Raw genomic sequence first — 16,578 nt, forward strand, 5'->3', positions numbered from 1 at the left:
CACAAGGAGCATCAAAATGCTGAGCAGGTGGTCGATCCGCACGTCGCTGACGATGGTGGGGATTCTTCTGGTGACGCTGACCGTGGTGGTCGGCGCGCTCGGGCTGACCGCGCTGAATCGCGCGAGCGGCTCGCTCGATCGCATCGCACGCGGCGAACTGGTGGCGATTCATGCGCTCGACGATGCGTCGGCGTATCTGTTGCGTTCGCGCATCGCGATCGATCGCTTCAACACGCTGACAGCCGCCGGTAACGCGGACGAGGCGAAGAAGGCGCTCGATCGCGCGCAGGAGCTGCTCGGCAAGAGCAAGCAGAGCTGGCAGGCGTATCTCGACGCGCCGAAGCACGGCGTCGAGCAGGCCTTGCTCGACGATGTGCTCGCGAAACATACGACGGTGATGCACGACGGCGTCGACGTCGAATTCGCCGCGTTGAACGCGAACAATCTCGATGCGTATCACGCGGTCGCGGACACGAAGATCAGCCCGCTGTTCATCGCCTACGACGCGGCTGCCGCCGCCGTGATCCAGGCGCTGCAGCAGAGCGTGGCCGACCAGGAGACGAGCGCGCAGTCGAACGCCTCGTTGATGGTCACGCTGATCAGCGTGATCACGGTGTTCGCGCTGCTGGTGGTGATCGGCATCCGTTTCGCGCTGCGCGGGCTCATCGTGCAGCCGCTGAACGACGCGAGCGCCTGTTTCGAGCGGATCGCCGGGGGCGACCTGTCCACCCCCGTCGAGGTGCTCAGCAACAATGAAATCGGCCGTCTGTTCGCGGGCATCAAGCGGATGCAGGAAAGCCTCGCGACGATGGTGCGCGCGGTCCGCAGCGGCACCGAATCGATCGACACCGGCGCGCGCGAAATCGCGATGGGCAACACCGATCTGTCGCAGCGCACCGAGCAGCAAGCGGCGTCGCTGCAGGAAACCGCATCGAGCATGGATCAGCTGACCGGCACCGTGCGGCAGAACACCGAGAACGCGCGCCAGGCGAGCCAGCTCGCCGTGAACGCGTCGGACATCGCGACGCGCGGCGGCGACGTGGTGAGCCAGGTCGTCACGACGATGCAGGAAATCGCGACCAGTTCGAACAAGGTCGTCGACATCATCGGTGTGATCGAGGGCATCGCGTTCCAGACCAACATCCTCGCGCTGAACGCGGCGGTCGAAGCCGCACGCGCCGGCGAACAGGGCCGCGGATTCGCGGTCGTCGCGGGCGAAGTGCGCAGCCTCGCGCAGCGCAGCGCGAGCGCCGCGAAGGAGATCAAGGAGCTGATCGGCGATTCGGCCGACAAGGTCAAGAGCGGCTCCGAGCTGGTCGGCCGCGCGGGCACGACGATGGACGAAATCGTGCAGGCGGTGCGTCGCGTGACCGACATTATGGGCGAGATCAGCGCGGCGTCGGAAGAGCAGTCGGGCGGCATCGAGCAGGTCAACCGCGCGGTCGTGCAGATGGATTCGGTTACGCAGCAGAACGCGGCGCTGGTCGAACAGGCGGCGGCCGCGGCGGCGTCGCTCGAAGATCAGACGCGGCAGTTGCAGGCGGTGCTGGGCGGCTGGAAGGTAACCGGTACACCGGCGCGTCAGAGCGCCCCGGCGACGCGTGCGCAGACGCCCGCGCGGCTCGCCAGGGCTGCACCGCAAGCGGCGAGCGCGGCGACTCCGGTGAATCCGGTGGGCGCGAGCAAGGAATCGAAGGCAACTGCGGCGAGCGCGGCGCCCCCCACGCAGCACGACGCGGCCGCACGCGTCGAACCGGCATTGAAGCCCCGGCCGGCCGCAGCCGCGGCTCGCGTCACGACCGACACGCCCACGCGCGCCGCTCCGCCGGGCACGGCGAAGGCGAGCTCGGACGCGGACTGGGAAACATTTTAGGCAACGGCAGAGTGACATGTGGTCAACCGGCATCGCGCCCGCGGATGGGCGAAGCATCGAAGCACGCACGGTACGCGTGTCGCGAGCCGGCCATATGTCGCTGGTACTCGCGGGAGGGCGCGACCCCGCGACGACAATTCCTACTTCCCAGGCAGTCCGGCTGGGCGGCGAGCGTGATGGCTCATATCGCAGACAGGAATTTTCATGATGGCAACGCGCGCAACACAACGCCCCGCGCGGGCAGCACCTGACCGCACAGAGCCGGCCAGGTCCGTCGAGACGGGCCGCGATTTCGAATTTACGGCGGCGGATTTCGCCCGCATCCGCGACCTGATTCATCGCGGGGCGGGCATCTCGCTGTCGGACCACAAGCGCGACATGGCGTATAGCCGCCTCGCGCGCCGCTTGCGGGCGCGCGGCATCGATACGTTCCGGCAGTATCTCGATCTGCTCGAAGCGGACAACGATCCGGCCGAGTGGGAAGCGTTCACCAATGCCCTGACCACCAACCTCACGGCGTTTTTCCGCGAAGCCCATCACTTTCCGATCCTCGCCGAGTTCGTGCCGCGCCGTGCGCAACCGGTGTCCGTGTGGTGCTCGGCGGCATCGACGGGCGAGGAGCCGTACTCGATCGCGATGACGCTGATCGAGGCGCTCGGCGACAGCGGCGCGCGCCAGGCGTCGGTGCTCGCGACCGACATCGACACCCAGGTGCTCGCGAAGGCCGAGGCCGGCGTCTACCAGTTCGACCAGGTCAAGCACCTGTCGCCCGAGCGGTTGAAGCGCTTCTTCCTGAAGGGCACGGGCGCGCATTCGGGGATGGTCAAGGTGCGTCCCGACGTGCGCGCGCTCGTGCGCTTCGAGCAACTGAACCTGACCAATCGCGATTACCAGTTACGCACGCAGTTCGACGCGATCTTCTGCCGCAACGTGATGATCTATTTTGACAAGCCGACGCAGGCGCAGGTGCTGACGCGCTTCGAGCCGCTGATGAAACCGGGCGGCCTGTTGTTCGCCGGCCATTCGGAAAACTTCACGTACGTGACGCAAGCGTTCCGGCTGCGCGGCCAGACCGTCTACGAACTGACGCGCGACGTGGGCGGCACTCGCGCGCCGTCGCGCGCCAACGCGCCTGACGCGCATGACGCGCATCAATCGAGCGGGGTGGCCGCATGAGCAGCACGCTGCCGATCGCTTCGAACCTGTACTACGACAACCACTTCCAGCGCCCCGGCGTGAAGCTGTTGCCCAACGAGTTCTATACGACGAGCGAAGACATGGTGCTCGTGACCGTGCTCGGCTCATGCGTCGCGGCCTGCATCCAGGACCGCACCGCGGGCATCGGCGGCATGAATCACTTCATGCTGCCCGACGACGGCGCCGACGTCGCGCAGGCCGCGTCGGACTCGATGCGCTACGGCGCGTACGCGATGGAAGTGCTGATCAACGAACTGATCAAGGCGGGCGGGCGGCGCGAGCGCTTCGAGGCCAAGGTGTTCGGCGGCGGCGCGGTGCTCGCGGGCATGACGACGATGAACATCGGCGATCGCAACTCGGAGTTCGTGCGCCGCTACCTGGCCACCGAAAAGATCCGCATCGTCGCCGAGGACCTGCAGGGCTCGCACCCGCGCAAGGTCGCGTTCATGCCGCGCACCGGTCAGGTGATGGTGAAGAAATTGCGCTTGCAACAGGAAGCGGGCGTCGCCGAGCGCGAACAGGCGCTCGTGCGGCAAAGCGCCGAAGCGCGCGCGGAGCGGCTCGCCGCCGCGCGCAAGCGGGTCGAGCTGTTCGCGAAGCCGGCCGCCGCCGCCGCGCGGCCGAGAATCGAACTGTTCGGCGCGAGCCCGCGCCCGACTCATTCCAACAACGCCAGAACCACAGAGGAGGCGTGAGCGCTGTGCAAAAGATCAAGGTATTGTGCGTCGACGATTCGGCGCTGATCCGCAGCCTGATGACCGAAATCATCAATGGCCAGCCGGACATGACGGTGGTCGCGACGGCACCCGATCCGCTCGTCGCGCGCGAGCTCATCAAGCAGCACCACCCGGACGTGTTGACGCTCGACGTCGAAATGCCGCGCATGGACGGCCTCGACTTTCTCGAGAAGCTGATGCGTCTGCGGCCGATGCCGGTTGTGATGGTGTCGTCGCTGACCGAGCGCGGCAACGAAATCACGCTGCGCGCGCTCGAACTCGGCGCGGTCGATTTCGTGACCAAGCCGAAGGTCGGCATTCGCGACGGCATGCTCGACTACGCGGAAAAGCTCGCCGACAAGGTTCGCGCGGCAGCCCGCGCGCGCGTACGCCAGGCCGCGCCGGCGCAGCATGCGGCCACGCAGGCCGCGGATGCGCCGGTCGGCTCCGCGCCGCTCTTCAACAACCCGCTGCTGAGTACCGAGAAGCTGGTTATCGTCGGCGCCTCGACGGGCGGCACCGAAGCGATCCGCGAAGTGCTGGTGCCGCTGCCGCCCGACGCGCCCGCGGTGCTGATCGCGCAGCACATGCCGCCGGGCTTTACGAAATCTTTCGCGCAACGCCTCAATGGTTTGTGCCGGATTACCGTTAAAGAAGCGGAGCACGGCGAGCGTGTGCTGCCGGGGCACGCGTACATCGCGCCGGGCCATGCGCATCTTTTGCTCGCGAGGAGCGGTGCGAACTATATTGCGCATCTGTCCGACGACCCGCCGGTGAACCGGCATCGTCCGTCGGTCGATGTGCTGTTCCGTTCGGCCGCGCAGCATGCGGGCAAGAACGCGGTCGGCGTGATTCTGACCGGCATGGGGCGCGACGGCGCGGCCGGGCTGCTCGAGATGAAAAAGGCCGGTGCCTACACGCTGGCGCAGGACGAGGCGAGTTGCATCGTGTTCGGCATGCCGCGCGAGGCGATCGCGCTCGGCGCGGCCGACGAAATCGCCGCGCTGCCGGACATGAGCCGGCGCGTGATGGCGCGTCTGTCGTCGATGGGTGACCGCGTTCAGCGGGTATGATGCGTGGCGGATGGAATGACGCGGCCGAACGCCGCAACATGGATCAAGCAAAGGGAAAGAAATGGACAAGGGAATGAAGATTCTGGTGGTTGACGATTTTCCGACGATGCGCCGGATCGTCCGCAACCTGCTGAAGGAACTGGGCTACTCGAACGTCGACGAGGCGGAAGACGGCGCGGCCGGTCTCGCGCGTCTGCGCAGCGGCAGCTACGAATTCGTGATCTCCGACTGGAACATGCCGAACCTCGACGGTCTCGCGATGCTGAAAGAAATCCGCGCCGACGCGAGCCTCGCGCACCTGCCGGTGTTGATGGTGACGGCCGAGTCGAAGAAGGAAAACATCATCGCGGCGGCGCAGGCCGGCGCGAGCGGTTACGTCGTCAAGCCGTTCACGGCCGCGACGCTCGACGAGAAGCTCAACAAGATCCTCGAGAAGATGGCGAAAGCCGGGAGCTGACGTGACGCCGCCGACCCAAACGCCTGGCGCCGAAGCGGGCAACGACAGCGGCGACTTCGCGTCGGACCGCATCCTTGCCCGCATCGGACAACTGACGCGCACGCTGCGCGATTCGATGCGCGAACTCGGGCTCGACAAGCATGTCGAGCGCGCGGCCGAAGCCGTGCCCGATGCGCGCGATCGTTTGAAGTACATCGCCGACATGACCGAGCAGGCCGCCGAGCGCGTGCTGTCGGCGATCGACATCGCGAAGCCGATCCAGGAGCAGCTGCAGAGAGACGCGGGCACGCTCGACGCGCGCTGGGAGCAGTGGTACGCGGCGCCGATCGAGCGCGAGGAAGTGCGCGCGCTGATGAACGACACGCGCACCTTCCTGCGCGGCGTGCCCGACGCGACCAGCGCGACCAACTCGCAGCTGATGGAGATCATGCTCGCGCAGGACTTCCAGGATCTGACCGGCCAGGTGATCAAGAAGATCACCGACGTCGTCTATCTGATCGAGCAGCAGCTGCTCGGCGTGCTGGTCGAGAACATCGCGCTCGAGCGGCGCGAGCAGTTCGCGGCGAACGCCGCGGCTCTCAAGGCGGAGGTGTCGTCGACGGGCAGCCCCGAGCATCTGCTCAACGGTCCGCAGATCAATCCGGAAGGCAAGACGGATGTGGTGCAGGACCAATCGCAGGTCGACGATCTGCTCGCGAGCCTCGGTTTCTGAGCAAATGACTGGGCCCGGCAAGCGCGCCGGGCTGGTGGTTTCTCCGCGATTTGCGCCAAACACGCATTCAATGAGTACCGGCTACCCATCTTCCGTACGTTTTCCTGCTAGTAATAGGCGGCAAGTCGCGCGCGTGGGCGCACCTTGCGCCGGCTGAAAGAATCCGCAGGCATACTACGAGGTCAAAGCGGTACGGCACCCGGCCCGCGCAACGCCGGGCAGTCGCCCGGTGAGGCCATCCCTCAGCGTTGCGGCCGCGACGGTGCCGTATCATCTGCGGATAAGCGGCCGCTTCGCGCAGTCGGCGAAGCGTGCCGCGGCTCGGGAGGAGCTTCTCATGTGGAGTCGTATTGGTCGCGCCGGAGTCACGGCGCTCGTATTGCCATGTTCGTTACTGGCCCTGACGGCCGCGCAGTCAGCCCATGCAGCGCTGGGCAGCGCGCCGCTTACCCCCCCTTCCGACGCGTCGGTGTCGTCCCGCGTGGTGCAACCCGCCAGCGGCACATCGCAAAGTGTCATGCGTTCTGAATCGAGCGCGGCGTCTTCCACTTCTTCCACACCCGCTTCCTACACGGTACGCGAGACCACGTTCGGCAACGGCACCGTGGTGCGCGAATACCTGAGCACGGGTGGCGCGGTATTCGGCATTTCGTGGCATGGTCCGCAAATGCCCGATCTCAGTGATCTGCTCGGCAGCTATTTCCCGCAGTACGTGGCCGGCGTGAAGGCCGTGCGGGCCGCGCGCGGCAACGCGCGGGGGCCGGTCGCCGTCGAAGACAGCGCCATCGTGGTGCGTTCGGGCGGTCACATGGGCGCGTACAGCGGCGTCGCGTGGCTGCCCTCCGCGCTGCCGGCCGGCGTCAGCGGTTCCGACATCCAGTAACGGCGAGGACGACGATGCGAACCATGCTCACGACCGTGAACATCAAAAACTGGATGCAGGCCGCGCTTGCCGTGCTGCTCACGGCGACGCTCGTCGCCTGCGGCGGAGGCGGAGGCGGCGGTAGCGACAACAACTCCAGTTCCAACAATGGCAGCAACACCTCGAACGGACTGAACGGCGGTTCGCTGCCGGCCAGCCCGACCCAGCAGCCGATCTCCGCGAACGCGTCGAACACGGTGCCGATCACGGTCGGCCGGGGCGTTTCGGGTGTCATCAACATCCCGACCGTCAGCGTGAGGATCTGCGCGCCGGGCTCGTCCAGCAACTGCCAGACGATCGACAATATCCAGGTCGACACAGGCTCGTTCGGCTTGCGCGTGGTCAGCTCCGCGCTCAATTCGACGCTGCTCGGCGCACTGCCGGTCAGCAAGATCGGCAGTAACAGCGCGGACCTCGCCGAGTGCGCGACGTTCGCGGACGGTTACACGTGGGGCTCGGTGCGCACCGCGATCGTGGCGATCGGCGGTGAAACGACGATCAGCAGCATCCCGCTGCAGATCATCGGTGACAAGGCGGCGAGCACGGTGCCCACGCCCGGCTGCGGCAATGGCTCGGCGCAGAACACGGCTAGCGATCTCGGCGCGAATGGCATTCTCGGCATTGGCACCGCGCTGAACGATTGCGGCGCGACGTGCGCGGACCCGACCAAGGCGGCGACCTACAGCAACTACTTCGCCTGCCCTGGCGGTACGTCGTGCGCCCGCACTCAAGTCACGACAGATCAGCAGGTTACGAATCCGGTCTCGAAATTCCCGCTCGACAACAACGGTGTGATCGTGCAGATGGCGCCGGTCTCGAACACCGGCCAGGCGTCGGCGACCGGCACGCTGGTGTTCGGCATCGGCACGCAGGGGAACAACCCGCTTGCCGCTGCGCAGGTCTTCACGACCGACGCATTCGGCGACCTCAACAACAGCACCTTCAACGGCACGACCGTCCAGGCGTTCCTCGATTCCGGCTCGAACGCCTATTTCTTCGCCGATAGCACGCTCACGCTGTGCGGCAGCCAGTTCGCGGGATTTTATTGCCCGTCGTCGGCGCAAACCCGCACGGTCACGCTGGTCGGGTTGAACAACGTGTCGGCGGTCGCGAGCATCGGCATCCTGAACGCGCAGACGCTGTTCGCCAACGGCAGCAACTACGCGTTCAACACTCTCGCCGGCCAGATCGGCGGCAACGCCAGCTTCGACCTCGGTCTGCCGTTCTTCTTCGGCCGCTACGTGTACTACCACCTCGATCAGACCGCGACCGGCGGTCCCTCCCCCTTCGTCGGCTACTGAAGCCGCACGTCGATCCAACGCCGGATGGCGCGCGCGACAGACGCGCGCGCCGTCCGCTCATCCGTCGAAATACCCCGGTTTCTCCGCCCTTATCCGCCGATCGGCGCTTGCGTCGAGCAGGAATAATCGCTCTCACTGGAAAGAGGCGCCGTGCCTCGGCCGACTGGAGAGCTTTGTGGCAGAGGACAGCGACCTCGAAAAAACCGAATCCGCCACCCCTCGGCGCCTGCAGAAGGCGCGCGAGGATGGGCAGATCGTGCGTTCGCGGGAGCTGTCGACCTTCGCGCTGCTCGCGGCCGGGTTCTACGGCGTATGGGGCATGTCGGGCAGCATCGGCGAGCATTTGCAGAACATGCTGCGTGCGTCGCTCACCTTCAACCACGCGAGCGCGTTCGACACCAGCCGCATGCTGATCGGCGCAGGCACAGCGGGTCGCCAAGGACTCCACGCGCTCGTGCCGATACTCGGCGTCACCGGACTTGCCGCGCTGCTCGCACCGATGGCGCTGGGCGGCTGGCAGCTGTCGGGGAAAGCGCTCGAGCCGAAGTTCAACCGGCTGAACCCGATCGAGGGCCTCGGCCGCATGTTTTCGATCAACGGACCGATCCAGCTCGGCATGTCGCTCGCGAAGACGCTGGTGGTGGGGTTGATCGGCGGCACGGCGATCTGGAATCGCCACGAGCAATTCCTCGCGCTCGCGACGCAGCCGCTCAATCTCGCGCTCGCCAACTCCGTGCATCTGATCGCGGTGTGCTGCGGCATGACGGTGGCCGGCATGTTCGCGGTGGCCGCGCTCGACGTACCGTACCAGCTGTGGTCGTTCCACAAGAAGCTGCGCATGACGAAGGAAGAAGTGAAGCGTGAGCATCGCGAGAGCGAAGGCGATCCGCACATCAAGGGCAAGATTCGCCAGCAGCAGCGCGCGATCGCGCGGCGCCGCATGATGGCGCAAGTGCCGAAGGCCGACGTGGTCGTGACGAACCCGACGCACTTCGCGGTCGCGCTGCAATACACGGATGGTGAGATGCGCGCGCCGAAGGTGGTCGCGAAGGGCGTGAACCTCGTGGCCGCGCGGATTCGCGAGATCGCCACCGAAAACAACGTGCCGCTGCTCGAAGCGCCGCCGCTCGCGCGTGCGCTCTATCAAAACGTCGATCTGAATCGCGAGATTCCGGGGCCGCTCTATGGCGCGGTCGCGGAAGTGCTCGCGTGGGTCTATCAGCTGCGCCGCTTCAAGGCCGAAGGCGGCGACGTGCCGGTAGCGCCGACCGAACTCGACGTGCCGCCCGAACTCGACAAGGGCGGCGTATCGGACGAGGACGCCGCCGAGGAAGCCGCCAACACGCTGAACCCGACCGACGACGACGCCAACGACGCCACTAGCGACGACAACAACGGAGCCTCCGCATGAACGCTCGCGCCGGTTTCCTCGCCCGACGGCCGGATGCGCTGAGCAGCACCAACCTGCGCGCCCTCGCCGGGCCGGTGCTGATCTGCATGATCCTCGGCATGATGATTCTGCCGTTGCCGCCGTTCCTGCTGGATCTGCTGTTCACGTTCAACATCGCGCTGTCGGTGATGGTGCTGCTCGTCAGCATGTACACGATGAAGCCGCTCGACTTCGCCGCGTTCCCGAGCGTGCTGCTGTTCTCGACGCTGCTGCGGCTGTCGTTGAACGTCGCCTCGACGCGGGTCGTGCTGCTCGAAGGCCATACCGGTCCCGATGCGGCCGGTCAGGTGATCGAGTCGTTCGGGCACTTCCTCGTGGGCGGCAACTTCGCGGTTGGTATCGTCGTGTTCGTGATCCTGATGGTGATCAATTTCATGGTGATCACGAAGGGCGCGGGGCGGATCGCCGAAGTGTCCGCGCGCTTCACGCTCGACGCGATGCCTGGCAAGCAGATGGCGATCGACGCCGATCTGAACGCCGGCCTCATCAACGAAGAGCAGGCTCGCACGCGGCGCAAGGAGATCTCTCAGGAAGCCGAGTTCTACGGCTCGATGGACGGTGCGAGCAAGTTCGTGCGAGGCGATGCGGTCGCCGGCCTCCTGATTATGGTGATCAACATCATCGGCGGGCTGATCGTCGGGATGGTCCAGCACGACATGAGTTTTGCCGCGGCGGGCAAGAACTACACGCTGCTGACGATCGGCGACGGCCTCGTCGCGCAGATTCCGTCGCTGGTGATTTCGACGGCGGCCGGCGTGATCGTGTCGCGCGTCGCGACCAACGAGGACATCGGCACGCAGCTGACCGGCCAGCTGTTCACGAACCCGCGCGTGCTGATGATCACCGGCTGCATTCTCGTGCTGATGGGCCTGATCCCGGGCATGCCGCACTTCGCGTTCCTGATTCTCGGCGGCGGCCTGATCCAGCTCGGCCGCACGATGAAGAAGCGCACCGAGGAGCGCAAGAACGCACCGGCGCTCGTCGACGTCGCGCCGGCCGCGCTGGCGCCGGTCGAAAACGCCGAGGCGAGCTGGGACGACGTGACGATGATCGACACGCTCGGCCTCGAAGTCGGCTACCGGCTGATTCCGCTCGTCGACAAGAACTCGGACGGCGAGCTGCTCAAGCGGATCAAGAGCATCCGCAAGAAGTTCGCGCAGGAAATCGGCTTCTTGCCGCCGGTCATTCATATCCGCGACAACCTCGAATTGCGGCCGAACGGCTATCGGATCGCGTTGAAGGGCGTCGAGGTCGGCTCGGGCGAGGCGTATCCAGGCCAGTGGCTCGCGATCAACCCGGGCCAGGTATCGGCCGCGCTGCCGGGCACGCCGACCCAGGACCCGGCGTTCGGCCTGCCCGCCATCTGGATCGACACGAATCTGCGCGAACAGGCGCAGGTATACGGTTACACGGTCGTCGATTCGAGCACGGTGGTCGCGACGCACCTGAATCACCTCGTCGTCACGCACGCGTCGGAGCTGCTCGGCCGCCGCGAGGTGCAGTCGCTGGTCGAGCGGATGCAGAAGGACACGGCGTCGCTCGTCGACGATCTGGTGCCGAAGATGCTGCCGCTCACCACGCTGCAAAAGGTGCTGCAGAACCTGCTCGAAGAAGGCGTGCCGATTCGCGACATGCGCACGATCCTCGAAGCGCTCGCCGAACACGCGGCCAAGCTCACCGACCCGCACGACCTCACCGCCGCGGTGCGGCTCGCGCTGGGCCGCGCGATCACGCAGCAGTGGTTCCCCGGCACCGCCGACATGCAGGTGATGGGCCTCGACGCGAACCTCGAACGGGTGCTGTCGCAGGCGCTATCGACCGGACCGAACCCGGGCCTCGAACCGGGTCTCGCGAACACGCTGCTCACCGAAACGCAGAAAGCGATGACGCGTCAGCAGAACCTTGGCCTCGCTCCGGTGCTGCTGGTGCAGCACGCACTGCGGCCGATGCTCGCGCGCTTCCTGCGCCGCAGCCTGCCGCAGCTGAAGGTGCTCTCGTATGCGGAAGTGCCCGATACGCGCAACGTCAAGGTGGTCAATCTGATCGGCGCGCACGGCTGACGAAGGTCGCTCGCTCGCGGCCGTCGATACAACGCAAACCGGCGCTCCAATGGGGCGCCGGTTTGCGTTTGCACGGCTCTCCCAGGCTCGTCGAACGATGCGCCTGCCGTGTGTCCATCGCGCGAATTACCCACCTTTAACGGTCTTTATCCATCGATCGTCGCCCGACGCCTTTCGCAATAATTGATCGCAATGGGAAGCGGTGTATTGCCGGTCCGTCAGTCCGTATACCTCATCGGGGGTCCAGCTTGAACATTCGTAAATTTGTCGGTGCTACCAGTCGCGACGCGCTGCGTCTCGTTCGCGAAGCACTTGGCCCCGATGCGGTCGTGCTGTCGAATCGCACGATGGACGACGGCAGCGTCGAAATCGTCGCGCTCGCCGATAGCGATCTCGCCGCGATCACGCCGAAAGCGCGTGAAGGCGCGCAGGCCGCGGCGCTCGGCACGAGCTCAGGTGCGGCATCGACGCTGGCCCCGCGCGGATTGTTCGCGGCGCCGACGAATCCGTACGCGAGCGCAATGCCGGACGTGTTTTCGTCGGTGTTCGGCGCGAGCCCGGAAGCGGGTGGTGAAGCGACGCCGGCGATCGAGCCGGCGCATGCGGCTGCGGATTTCATGGCCGGCTCGGTGAACAGGACGGCGCTCAATTCGGCGCTCAATTCGGCGGTCAGCCAGGCGCTCAGCATGTCCGCGAATCAAGCAGCGTCCGCCGCCGCGTTGCCCGGCAATTCTCCAATCGGCCCGGCGATGCTGGGCGCGACCGGCGCGTCCGCGGCCATCGCGACAGGCCCCGCGCCCGCCGCAAGCCAGTCGGCATCCAGCGCGGCCACATCGTTCAACGCACCGGCCACGTCCGCGGCTGCCGCCACGCCTTCCGGCGCGAGCGCCCGCGCCGCGGCCGCGCGCCTGTCGAAAGACATCCGCGCGGATTTGCTGAAAGCTGCCGGCGTGCCGGTACCGCCGGCAATCCCATCGAGCGAAGCCGCCGCGCAGCGCACGATGGCCGAGTCGAATCCGTGGCTCATCGATCACGCGCGCCGCATCGCGGCCGAGCAGCAGCAACAGAGCGGCCAATACAGCGCGCGTCCTGCCGCGATGACCCCCGCCGTCGCGACCGCCAAAGGCCTCGGCAGCGCGGTCGACGCGCGGCCGGCCGCCGTGCCGCCGGTGATCGACACGCCCGACTGGGCGCGCGAAGCCGCCGAAGTCGCTGCGCGCCGCGCCGCTCAGAAGATCGCGCCCGTGCCGTCCGCTACTGACGAAAGCCGCACGCCGTCCGCCGTCGCCGAAGCGATCAAGGGGCGCATGGAGCAGGTCGTCAAGGACACCGTGATGAACGAGCTGTCGTCGATGCGAGACATGATGGAAGAGCACTTCGCGGGTCTGCTGTGGGGCGATCGACAGCGCCGCAGTCCCGCACGCGCCGCGCTCACCAAGCACCTGTTCGCCGCCGGCTTTTCCGCGCAGCTCGTGCAGATGCTGGTCGACAACATGCCCGAAGAGGTCGACACGATGGATGGCGGCATGGACTGGGTACGCTCGGTGCTCGAGTCGAACCTGCCGGTGATGGAGGACGAAGACGCGCTGATGGAGCGCGGCGGCGTGTTCGCGTTGATGGGGCCGACCGGCGTCGGCAAGACGACGACCACCGCGAAGCTCGCAGCGCGCTGCGTGATGCGCTTCGGCGCGAGCAAGGTGGCGCTGCTGACGACCGACAGCTATCGCATCGGCGGTCACGAACAGCTGCGCATCTTCGGCAAGATTCTCGGCGTTTCGGTGCATGCGGTGAAGGACAGCGCCGATCTGCAGCTCGCGCTCTCGGAATTGCGTAACAAGCACATCGTGCTGATCGACACGATCGGTATGAGCCAGCGCGACCGGCTCGTGTCCGACCAGATCGCGATGCTAAGCCGCGCCGGCCAGCCGGTGCAGCGTCTGTTGCTGCTCAACGCGACGAGCCACGGCGACACGTTGAACGAAGTCGTGCAGGCGTATCAGCGCGCGCCGGACCAGCAGCCGCTCGCCGGCTGCATTCTGACCAAGCTCGACGAAGCGACCAACCTCGGCGGCGTGCTCGATACGGTGATCCGCTACAAGCTGCCGGTGCATTACGTATCGACCGGACAGAAGGTGCCGGAGAACCTTTACGTCGCGACGAAGAAATTCCTGATCAAGAGCACCTTCTGCATTCCGCGCGACAGCTCGCCGTTCGTGCCGCACGACGACGACATCCCCGCTTTGCTGTCCTCGCTGTCCGCACGTTCGACGGCCGAGCTGCACGAGGTTCGCTTTGGATAAGTTCGTTTCAGATCAAGCCGAAGGGTTGCGGCGGCTGCTCGCGCGCGGCGGCGCGCGCGTGATCGCGTTGGCGGGTGCGTCGTCGGGCGTCGGTAATACGACCGTGGCGGTCAACCTCGCGGCGGCGCTCGCACAACAGGGCAAGGACGTGCTGGTGATCGACGAATGCGTCGGTGAGAAATCGGTGAGCGCGATGCTTGGCGGCTTGCGCGGCGCGGGTAACTTCGCGGCGGTGATGCGCGGCGAGAGCCCGGTCGATTTCGCCGCCGCGCGTCACGCGCTCGGCTTTTCGGTGCTGTCCGCCTCGCGCAACAATCGCGAGGGGCATACGGAGGCCGAACTCGGTGTGCTGCTCGGCGGCTCGGCCGATATCGTGCTGATCGACGCGCAGCTCGACGACGAAGGGCATCTGTCGCCGCTCGCCAAGCAGGCGCATGACGTGATGATCGTCGCGCGCATGTCGGGCGAGGCGATCACCGAGGCCTATGCGTGCATCAAGCGTTTGCATTACGCGCACGCGATCGCGCAGTTGCGCGTGCTCGCGAACAACGTGCAAAGCGCCAACGACGCGCAAGCAGCGTTCGCGAATCTCGCCGGCGTGGCCGGCCGTTACCTGACCGTCGCGTTGGAAAACGCCGGCTGCATTGCGGCCGACGTGCGCATCGCACGGGCACTCGAGCTGTCGCGCTGCGTGGTCGACGCGTTTCCGTCGACACCGGCCGCGCGCGACTTCCGCCATCTCGCCGCCGAATTGCAGTACTGGCCGATGCGGCCAGCGATGTCGTCGCAAACGCCCTGGCGGGCGCCTGCGACAGTTACAGCGGCGCACCACGCCGACCAACCGTCCGCGCATCACGCTTAAAAGGCGTGCACGAAGGACAAGGGGAGCACGATGTACAACGCTCAGGGAAAGATTTCTCAGGCCGAAGTTCTGACGAAGTACGCACCGCTCGTGCGTCGACTCGGCTTGCAGCTTGTCGCGAAAATGCCGGCGAGCGTCGATCTCGACGACCTGATCCAGGCCGGCATGATCGGTTTGCTGGATGCCGCCGGCCGCTACAAGGAAGACCAGGGCGCGCAGTTCGAGACCTATGCCAGCCAGCGGATTCGCGGCGCGATGCTCGACGAGTTGCGCAGCAACGACTGGCTGCCGCGCAGCCTGCGCCGCACGTCGCGCGAAGTGGAATCCGCAGTGCACAAGGTGGAGCAGAACCTCGGCCGTTCGGCGAGCGAGGCGGAGGTCGCCGAGCACCTGCAAATGCCGCTCGACGAATATCAGTCGATGCTGCAGGACCTGCATGGCAGCCAGCTGATCTACTACGAAGACTTCGACCGCTCCGCGGACGACGAACCTTTTCTGGACCGCTACTGCGTCGATCATTCCGATCCGCTCTCGGCGCTGCTCGACGACAGCCTGCGCTCGGCGCTCATCGAAGCGATCGACCGCTTGCCGGAGCGCGAGAAGCTGCTGATGTCGCTGTACTACGAGCGCGGCATGAATCTGCGCGAGATCGGCGCGGTGATGGAAGTCAGCGAATCGCGCGTGTGCCAGTTGCACAGCCAGGCCGTGGCACGCCTGCGCGCCCGACTGCGCGAAATGGCCTGGGCGAACGCCGAAACGAACTGACGCCACCGCGGCGCCGCACGCCATTTTTCAAACGCTGCCTTCAGATGCGGCGGTGCGCCGATGCCGATGCGCGCCTGTGCCGCCTGTCGTTGCTCAGGCGTTCGCCATCTCATGCTCGGCGGCGAGCGCGAGAAACGCCGAGCGCGACATACCGCGCGCCTGCGCATACGCGTCGATTTCCTGCACCAGCACCTCGGGCAGCGAGATGTTGATGCGAACCGCCTTCTTCAACGCCGGAATATTGCGCGTCGTCACGAAACCCCATGTGAACCCCGCGAACTCGGGATTGCGCCGATGCTCGCCTAGCGTGAGAGGCTCGGGCAGCGGCAACCCTTCGTCGAGCAAGGTTTCGAGATGCGATTCGATTGCCTCTTTCGCGTTCACATACGCTTGTTCGAGCGTGTCGCCCGCGGAGTAGCAGCCTGGAATATCGGGCACCACGACGCCGAACGCGTGCGTGTTGTCCCCGGGTTCGATGGCGATCGGAAAGATCAGATGCTTCATTTGAGCCCCGCCTGTTTCAGAATGCTGTTCAGGGTGCCGGCCGGCAAATCTTTTTTCGGATACGGGATGGTCACGAGCCCCCGTTTTCCCGCGTGCCTGAAATGATGGTGACTGCCCGCTATGCGGACGAGCTGCCAGCCATTCGCTTGAATCAATTTGACGACCTCGGCACTGTTCATACATCATACCCTCCATTATACACACGCCTACACAAACCAATGGGCAAACAAGATTCCGCCCGTCGAATTGCGGCCACGTCGAAGCCGCGGCGTTGGCGAAAGCTCGAACGAAGTCACCATTTCAACGTGACGAGGTGGACTAGCGCCAGCTAGCCGAACGGCTAACGCAGCGTGGAACGGACAGGGAAGTGGGTGGAAAAGCGGCGA

15 protein-coding genes are annotated in these 16,578 nt (G+C 66.0%); 13 read left to right on the forward strand and 2 right to left on the reverse strand.

Going from position 1 to position 16,578, the window contains the following annotated elements; all coding sequences use genetic code 11:
- Positions 1 to 16 precede the first annotated feature (16 nt).
- The 13 genes from OKW28_RS41140 (at position 17) to OKW28_RS41200 (ending at position 15,688) form a co-directional block, all read left to right on the forward strand.
- Positions 17 to 1,873 (forward strand): methyl-accepting chemotaxis protein, encoded by a 1,857-nt coding sequence (locus tag OKW28_RS41140; RefSeq protein ID WP_429453925.1) that lies wholly within the window; start codon positions 17 to 19, stop codon positions 1,871 to 1,873.
- 204 nt (positions 1,874 to 2,077) lie between these two features.
- Positions 2,078 to 3,049, forward strand: a complete 972-nt coding sequence (locus OKW28_RS41145) for a CheR family methyltransferase (RefSeq protein ID WP_429453927.1) — start codon at positions 2,078 to 2,080, stop codon at positions 3,047 to 3,049.
- Complete coding sequence (gene cheD, locus OKW28_RS41150; protein WP_018418784.1) at positions 3,046 to 3,765, forward strand: chemoreceptor glutamine deamidase CheD; 720 nt, start codon at positions 3,046 to 3,048, stop codon at positions 3,763 to 3,765. The genes OKW28_RS41145 and cheD overlap by 4 nt, the downstream gene beginning before the upstream one ends.
- A gap of 5 nt (positions 3,766 to 3,770) precedes the next feature.
- A complete protein-coding gene (locus OKW28_RS41155) occupies positions 3,771 to 4,859 on the forward strand; it encodes a protein-glutamate methylesterase/protein-glutamine glutaminase (protein ID WP_429454629.1) in 1,089 nt (362 codons plus the stop codon).
- Between the two features lie 61 nt (positions 4,860 to 4,920).
- On the forward strand, positions 4,921 to 5,316 hold the full coding sequence (cheY, locus tag OKW28_RS41160) for a chemotaxis response regulator CheY (protein WP_018418782.1): 396 nt from the start codon (positions 4,921 to 4,923) through the stop codon (positions 5,314 to 5,316).
- 1 nt (position 5,317) lies between these two features.
- Positions 5,318 to 6,028: a protein phosphatase CheZ gene (gene cheZ, locus OKW28_RS41165; protein WP_429453929.1), complete on the forward strand. Its 711-nt coding sequence runs from the start codon at positions 5,318 to 5,320 to the stop codon at positions 6,026 to 6,028.
- A 337-nt stretch (positions 6,029 to 6,365) separates the two neighbouring features.
- Entirely contained in the window at positions 6,366 to 6,911 is a 546-nt protein-coding gene (locus OKW28_RS41170) for a DUF2844 domain-containing protein (RefSeq protein ID WP_429453931.1), read from the forward strand.
- A 14-nt stretch (positions 6,912 to 6,925) separates the two neighbouring features.
- Entirely contained in the window at positions 6,926 to 8,251 is a 1,326-nt protein-coding gene (locus OKW28_RS41175) for a DUF3443 domain-containing protein (RefSeq protein WP_429453933.1), read from the forward strand.
- Between the two features lie 175 nt (positions 8,252 to 8,426).
- The gene (gene flhB, locus OKW28_RS41180; protein ID WP_429453936.1) at positions 8,427 to 9,662 is read left to right on the forward strand and encodes a flagellar biosynthesis protein FlhB; all 1,236 of its coding nucleotides are present in this window, start codon (positions 8,427 to 8,429) and stop codon (positions 9,660 to 9,662) included.
- Positions 9,659 to 11,761 carry a flagellar biosynthesis protein FlhA gene (gene flhA, locus OKW28_RS41185; RefSeq protein ID WP_429453938.1) on the forward strand — a complete coding sequence of 701 codons (2,103 nt, stop codon included), beginning with the start codon at positions 9,659 to 9,661 and terminating at the stop codon, positions 11,759 to 11,761. The genes flhB and flhA overlap by 4 nt, the downstream gene beginning before the upstream one ends.
- Before the next feature lie 248 nt (positions 11,762 to 12,009).
- Positions 12,010 to 14,061, forward strand: coding sequence for a flagellar biosynthesis protein FlhF (flhF, locus tag OKW28_RS41190; RefSeq protein ID WP_429453940.1), 2,052 nt, complete (start codon positions 12,010 to 12,012; stop codon positions 14,059 to 14,061).
- Positions 14,054 to 14,923: a MinD/ParA family ATP-binding protein gene (locus OKW28_RS41195; protein WP_429453942.1), complete on the forward strand. Its 870-nt coding sequence runs from the start codon at positions 14,054 to 14,056 to the stop codon at positions 14,921 to 14,923. Before flhF ends, OKW28_RS41195 begins: the two co-directional genes overlap by 8 nt.
- Before the next feature lie 30 nt (positions 14,924 to 14,953).
- Complete coding sequence (locus tag OKW28_RS41200; RefSeq protein WP_429453944.1) at positions 14,954 to 15,688, forward strand: RNA polymerase sigma factor FliA; 735 nt, start codon at positions 14,954 to 14,956, stop codon at positions 15,686 to 15,688.
- A gap of 93 nt (positions 15,689 to 15,781) precedes the next feature.
- On the opposite strand, the gene OKW28_RS41205 is transcribed toward OKW28_RS41200, so the two are convergent.
- Positions 15,782 to 16,192 (reverse strand): type II toxin-antitoxin system HicB family antitoxin, encoded by a 411-nt coding sequence (locus OKW28_RS41205; RefSeq protein ID WP_090802498.1) that lies wholly within the window; start codon positions 16,190 to 16,192, stop codon positions 15,782 to 15,784.
- Positions 16,189 to 16,371, reverse strand: a complete 183-nt coding sequence (locus tag OKW28_RS41210) for a type II toxin-antitoxin system HicA family toxin (RefSeq protein WP_429453946.1) — start codon at positions 16,369 to 16,371, stop codon at positions 16,189 to 16,191. Before OKW28_RS41210 ends, OKW28_RS41205 begins: the two co-directional genes overlap by 4 nt.
- Positions 16,372 to 16,578: the final 207 nt, after the last annotated feature.

Source organism: Paraburkholderia sp. 40 (genome assembly GCF_050434105.1).
Classification (GTDB): Bacteria; Pseudomonadota; Gammaproteobacteria; order Burkholderiales; family Burkholderiaceae; genus Paraburkholderia; species Paraburkholderia tuberum.

Coding starts and splice junctions, on each gene's coding strand:
- OKW28_RS41140 (WP_429453925.1), top strand. CDS start 17: ATGCTGAGCAGGTGGTCGATCCGCACGTCGCTGACGATGGTGGGGATT.
- OKW28_RS41145 (WP_429453927.1), top strand. CDS start 2,078: ATGATGGCAACGCGCGCAACACAACGCCCCGCGCGGGCAGCACCTGAC.
- cheD (WP_018418784.1), top strand. CDS start 3,046: ATGAGCAGCACGCTGCCGATCGCTTCGAACCTGTACTACGACAACCAC.
- cheY (WP_018418782.1), top strand. CDS start 4,921: ATGGACAAGGGAATGAAGATTCTGGTGGTTGACGATTTTCCGACGATG.
- OKW28_RS41170 (WP_429453931.1), top strand. CDS start 6,366: ATGTGGAGTCGTATTGGTCGCGCCGGAGTCACGGCGCTCGTATTGCCA.
- OKW28_RS41175 (WP_429453933.1), top strand. CDS start 6,926: ATGCGAACCATGCTCACGACCGTGAACATCAAAAACTGGATGCAGGCC.
- flhA (WP_429453938.1), top strand. CDS start 9,659: ATGAACGCTCGCGCCGGTTTCCTCGCCCGACGGCCGGATGCGCTGAGC.
- OKW28_RS41200 (WP_429453944.1), top strand. CDS start 14,954: ATGTACAACGCTCAGGGAAAGATTTCTCAGGCCGAAGTTCTGACGAAG.
- OKW28_RS41205 (WP_090802498.1), bottom strand. CDS start 16,192: ATGAAGCATCTGATCTTTCCGATCGCCATCGAACCCGGGGACAACACG.
- OKW28_RS41210 (WP_429453946.1), bottom strand. CDS start 16,371: ATGAACAGTGCCGAGGTCGTCAAATTGATTCAAGCGAATGGCTGGCAG.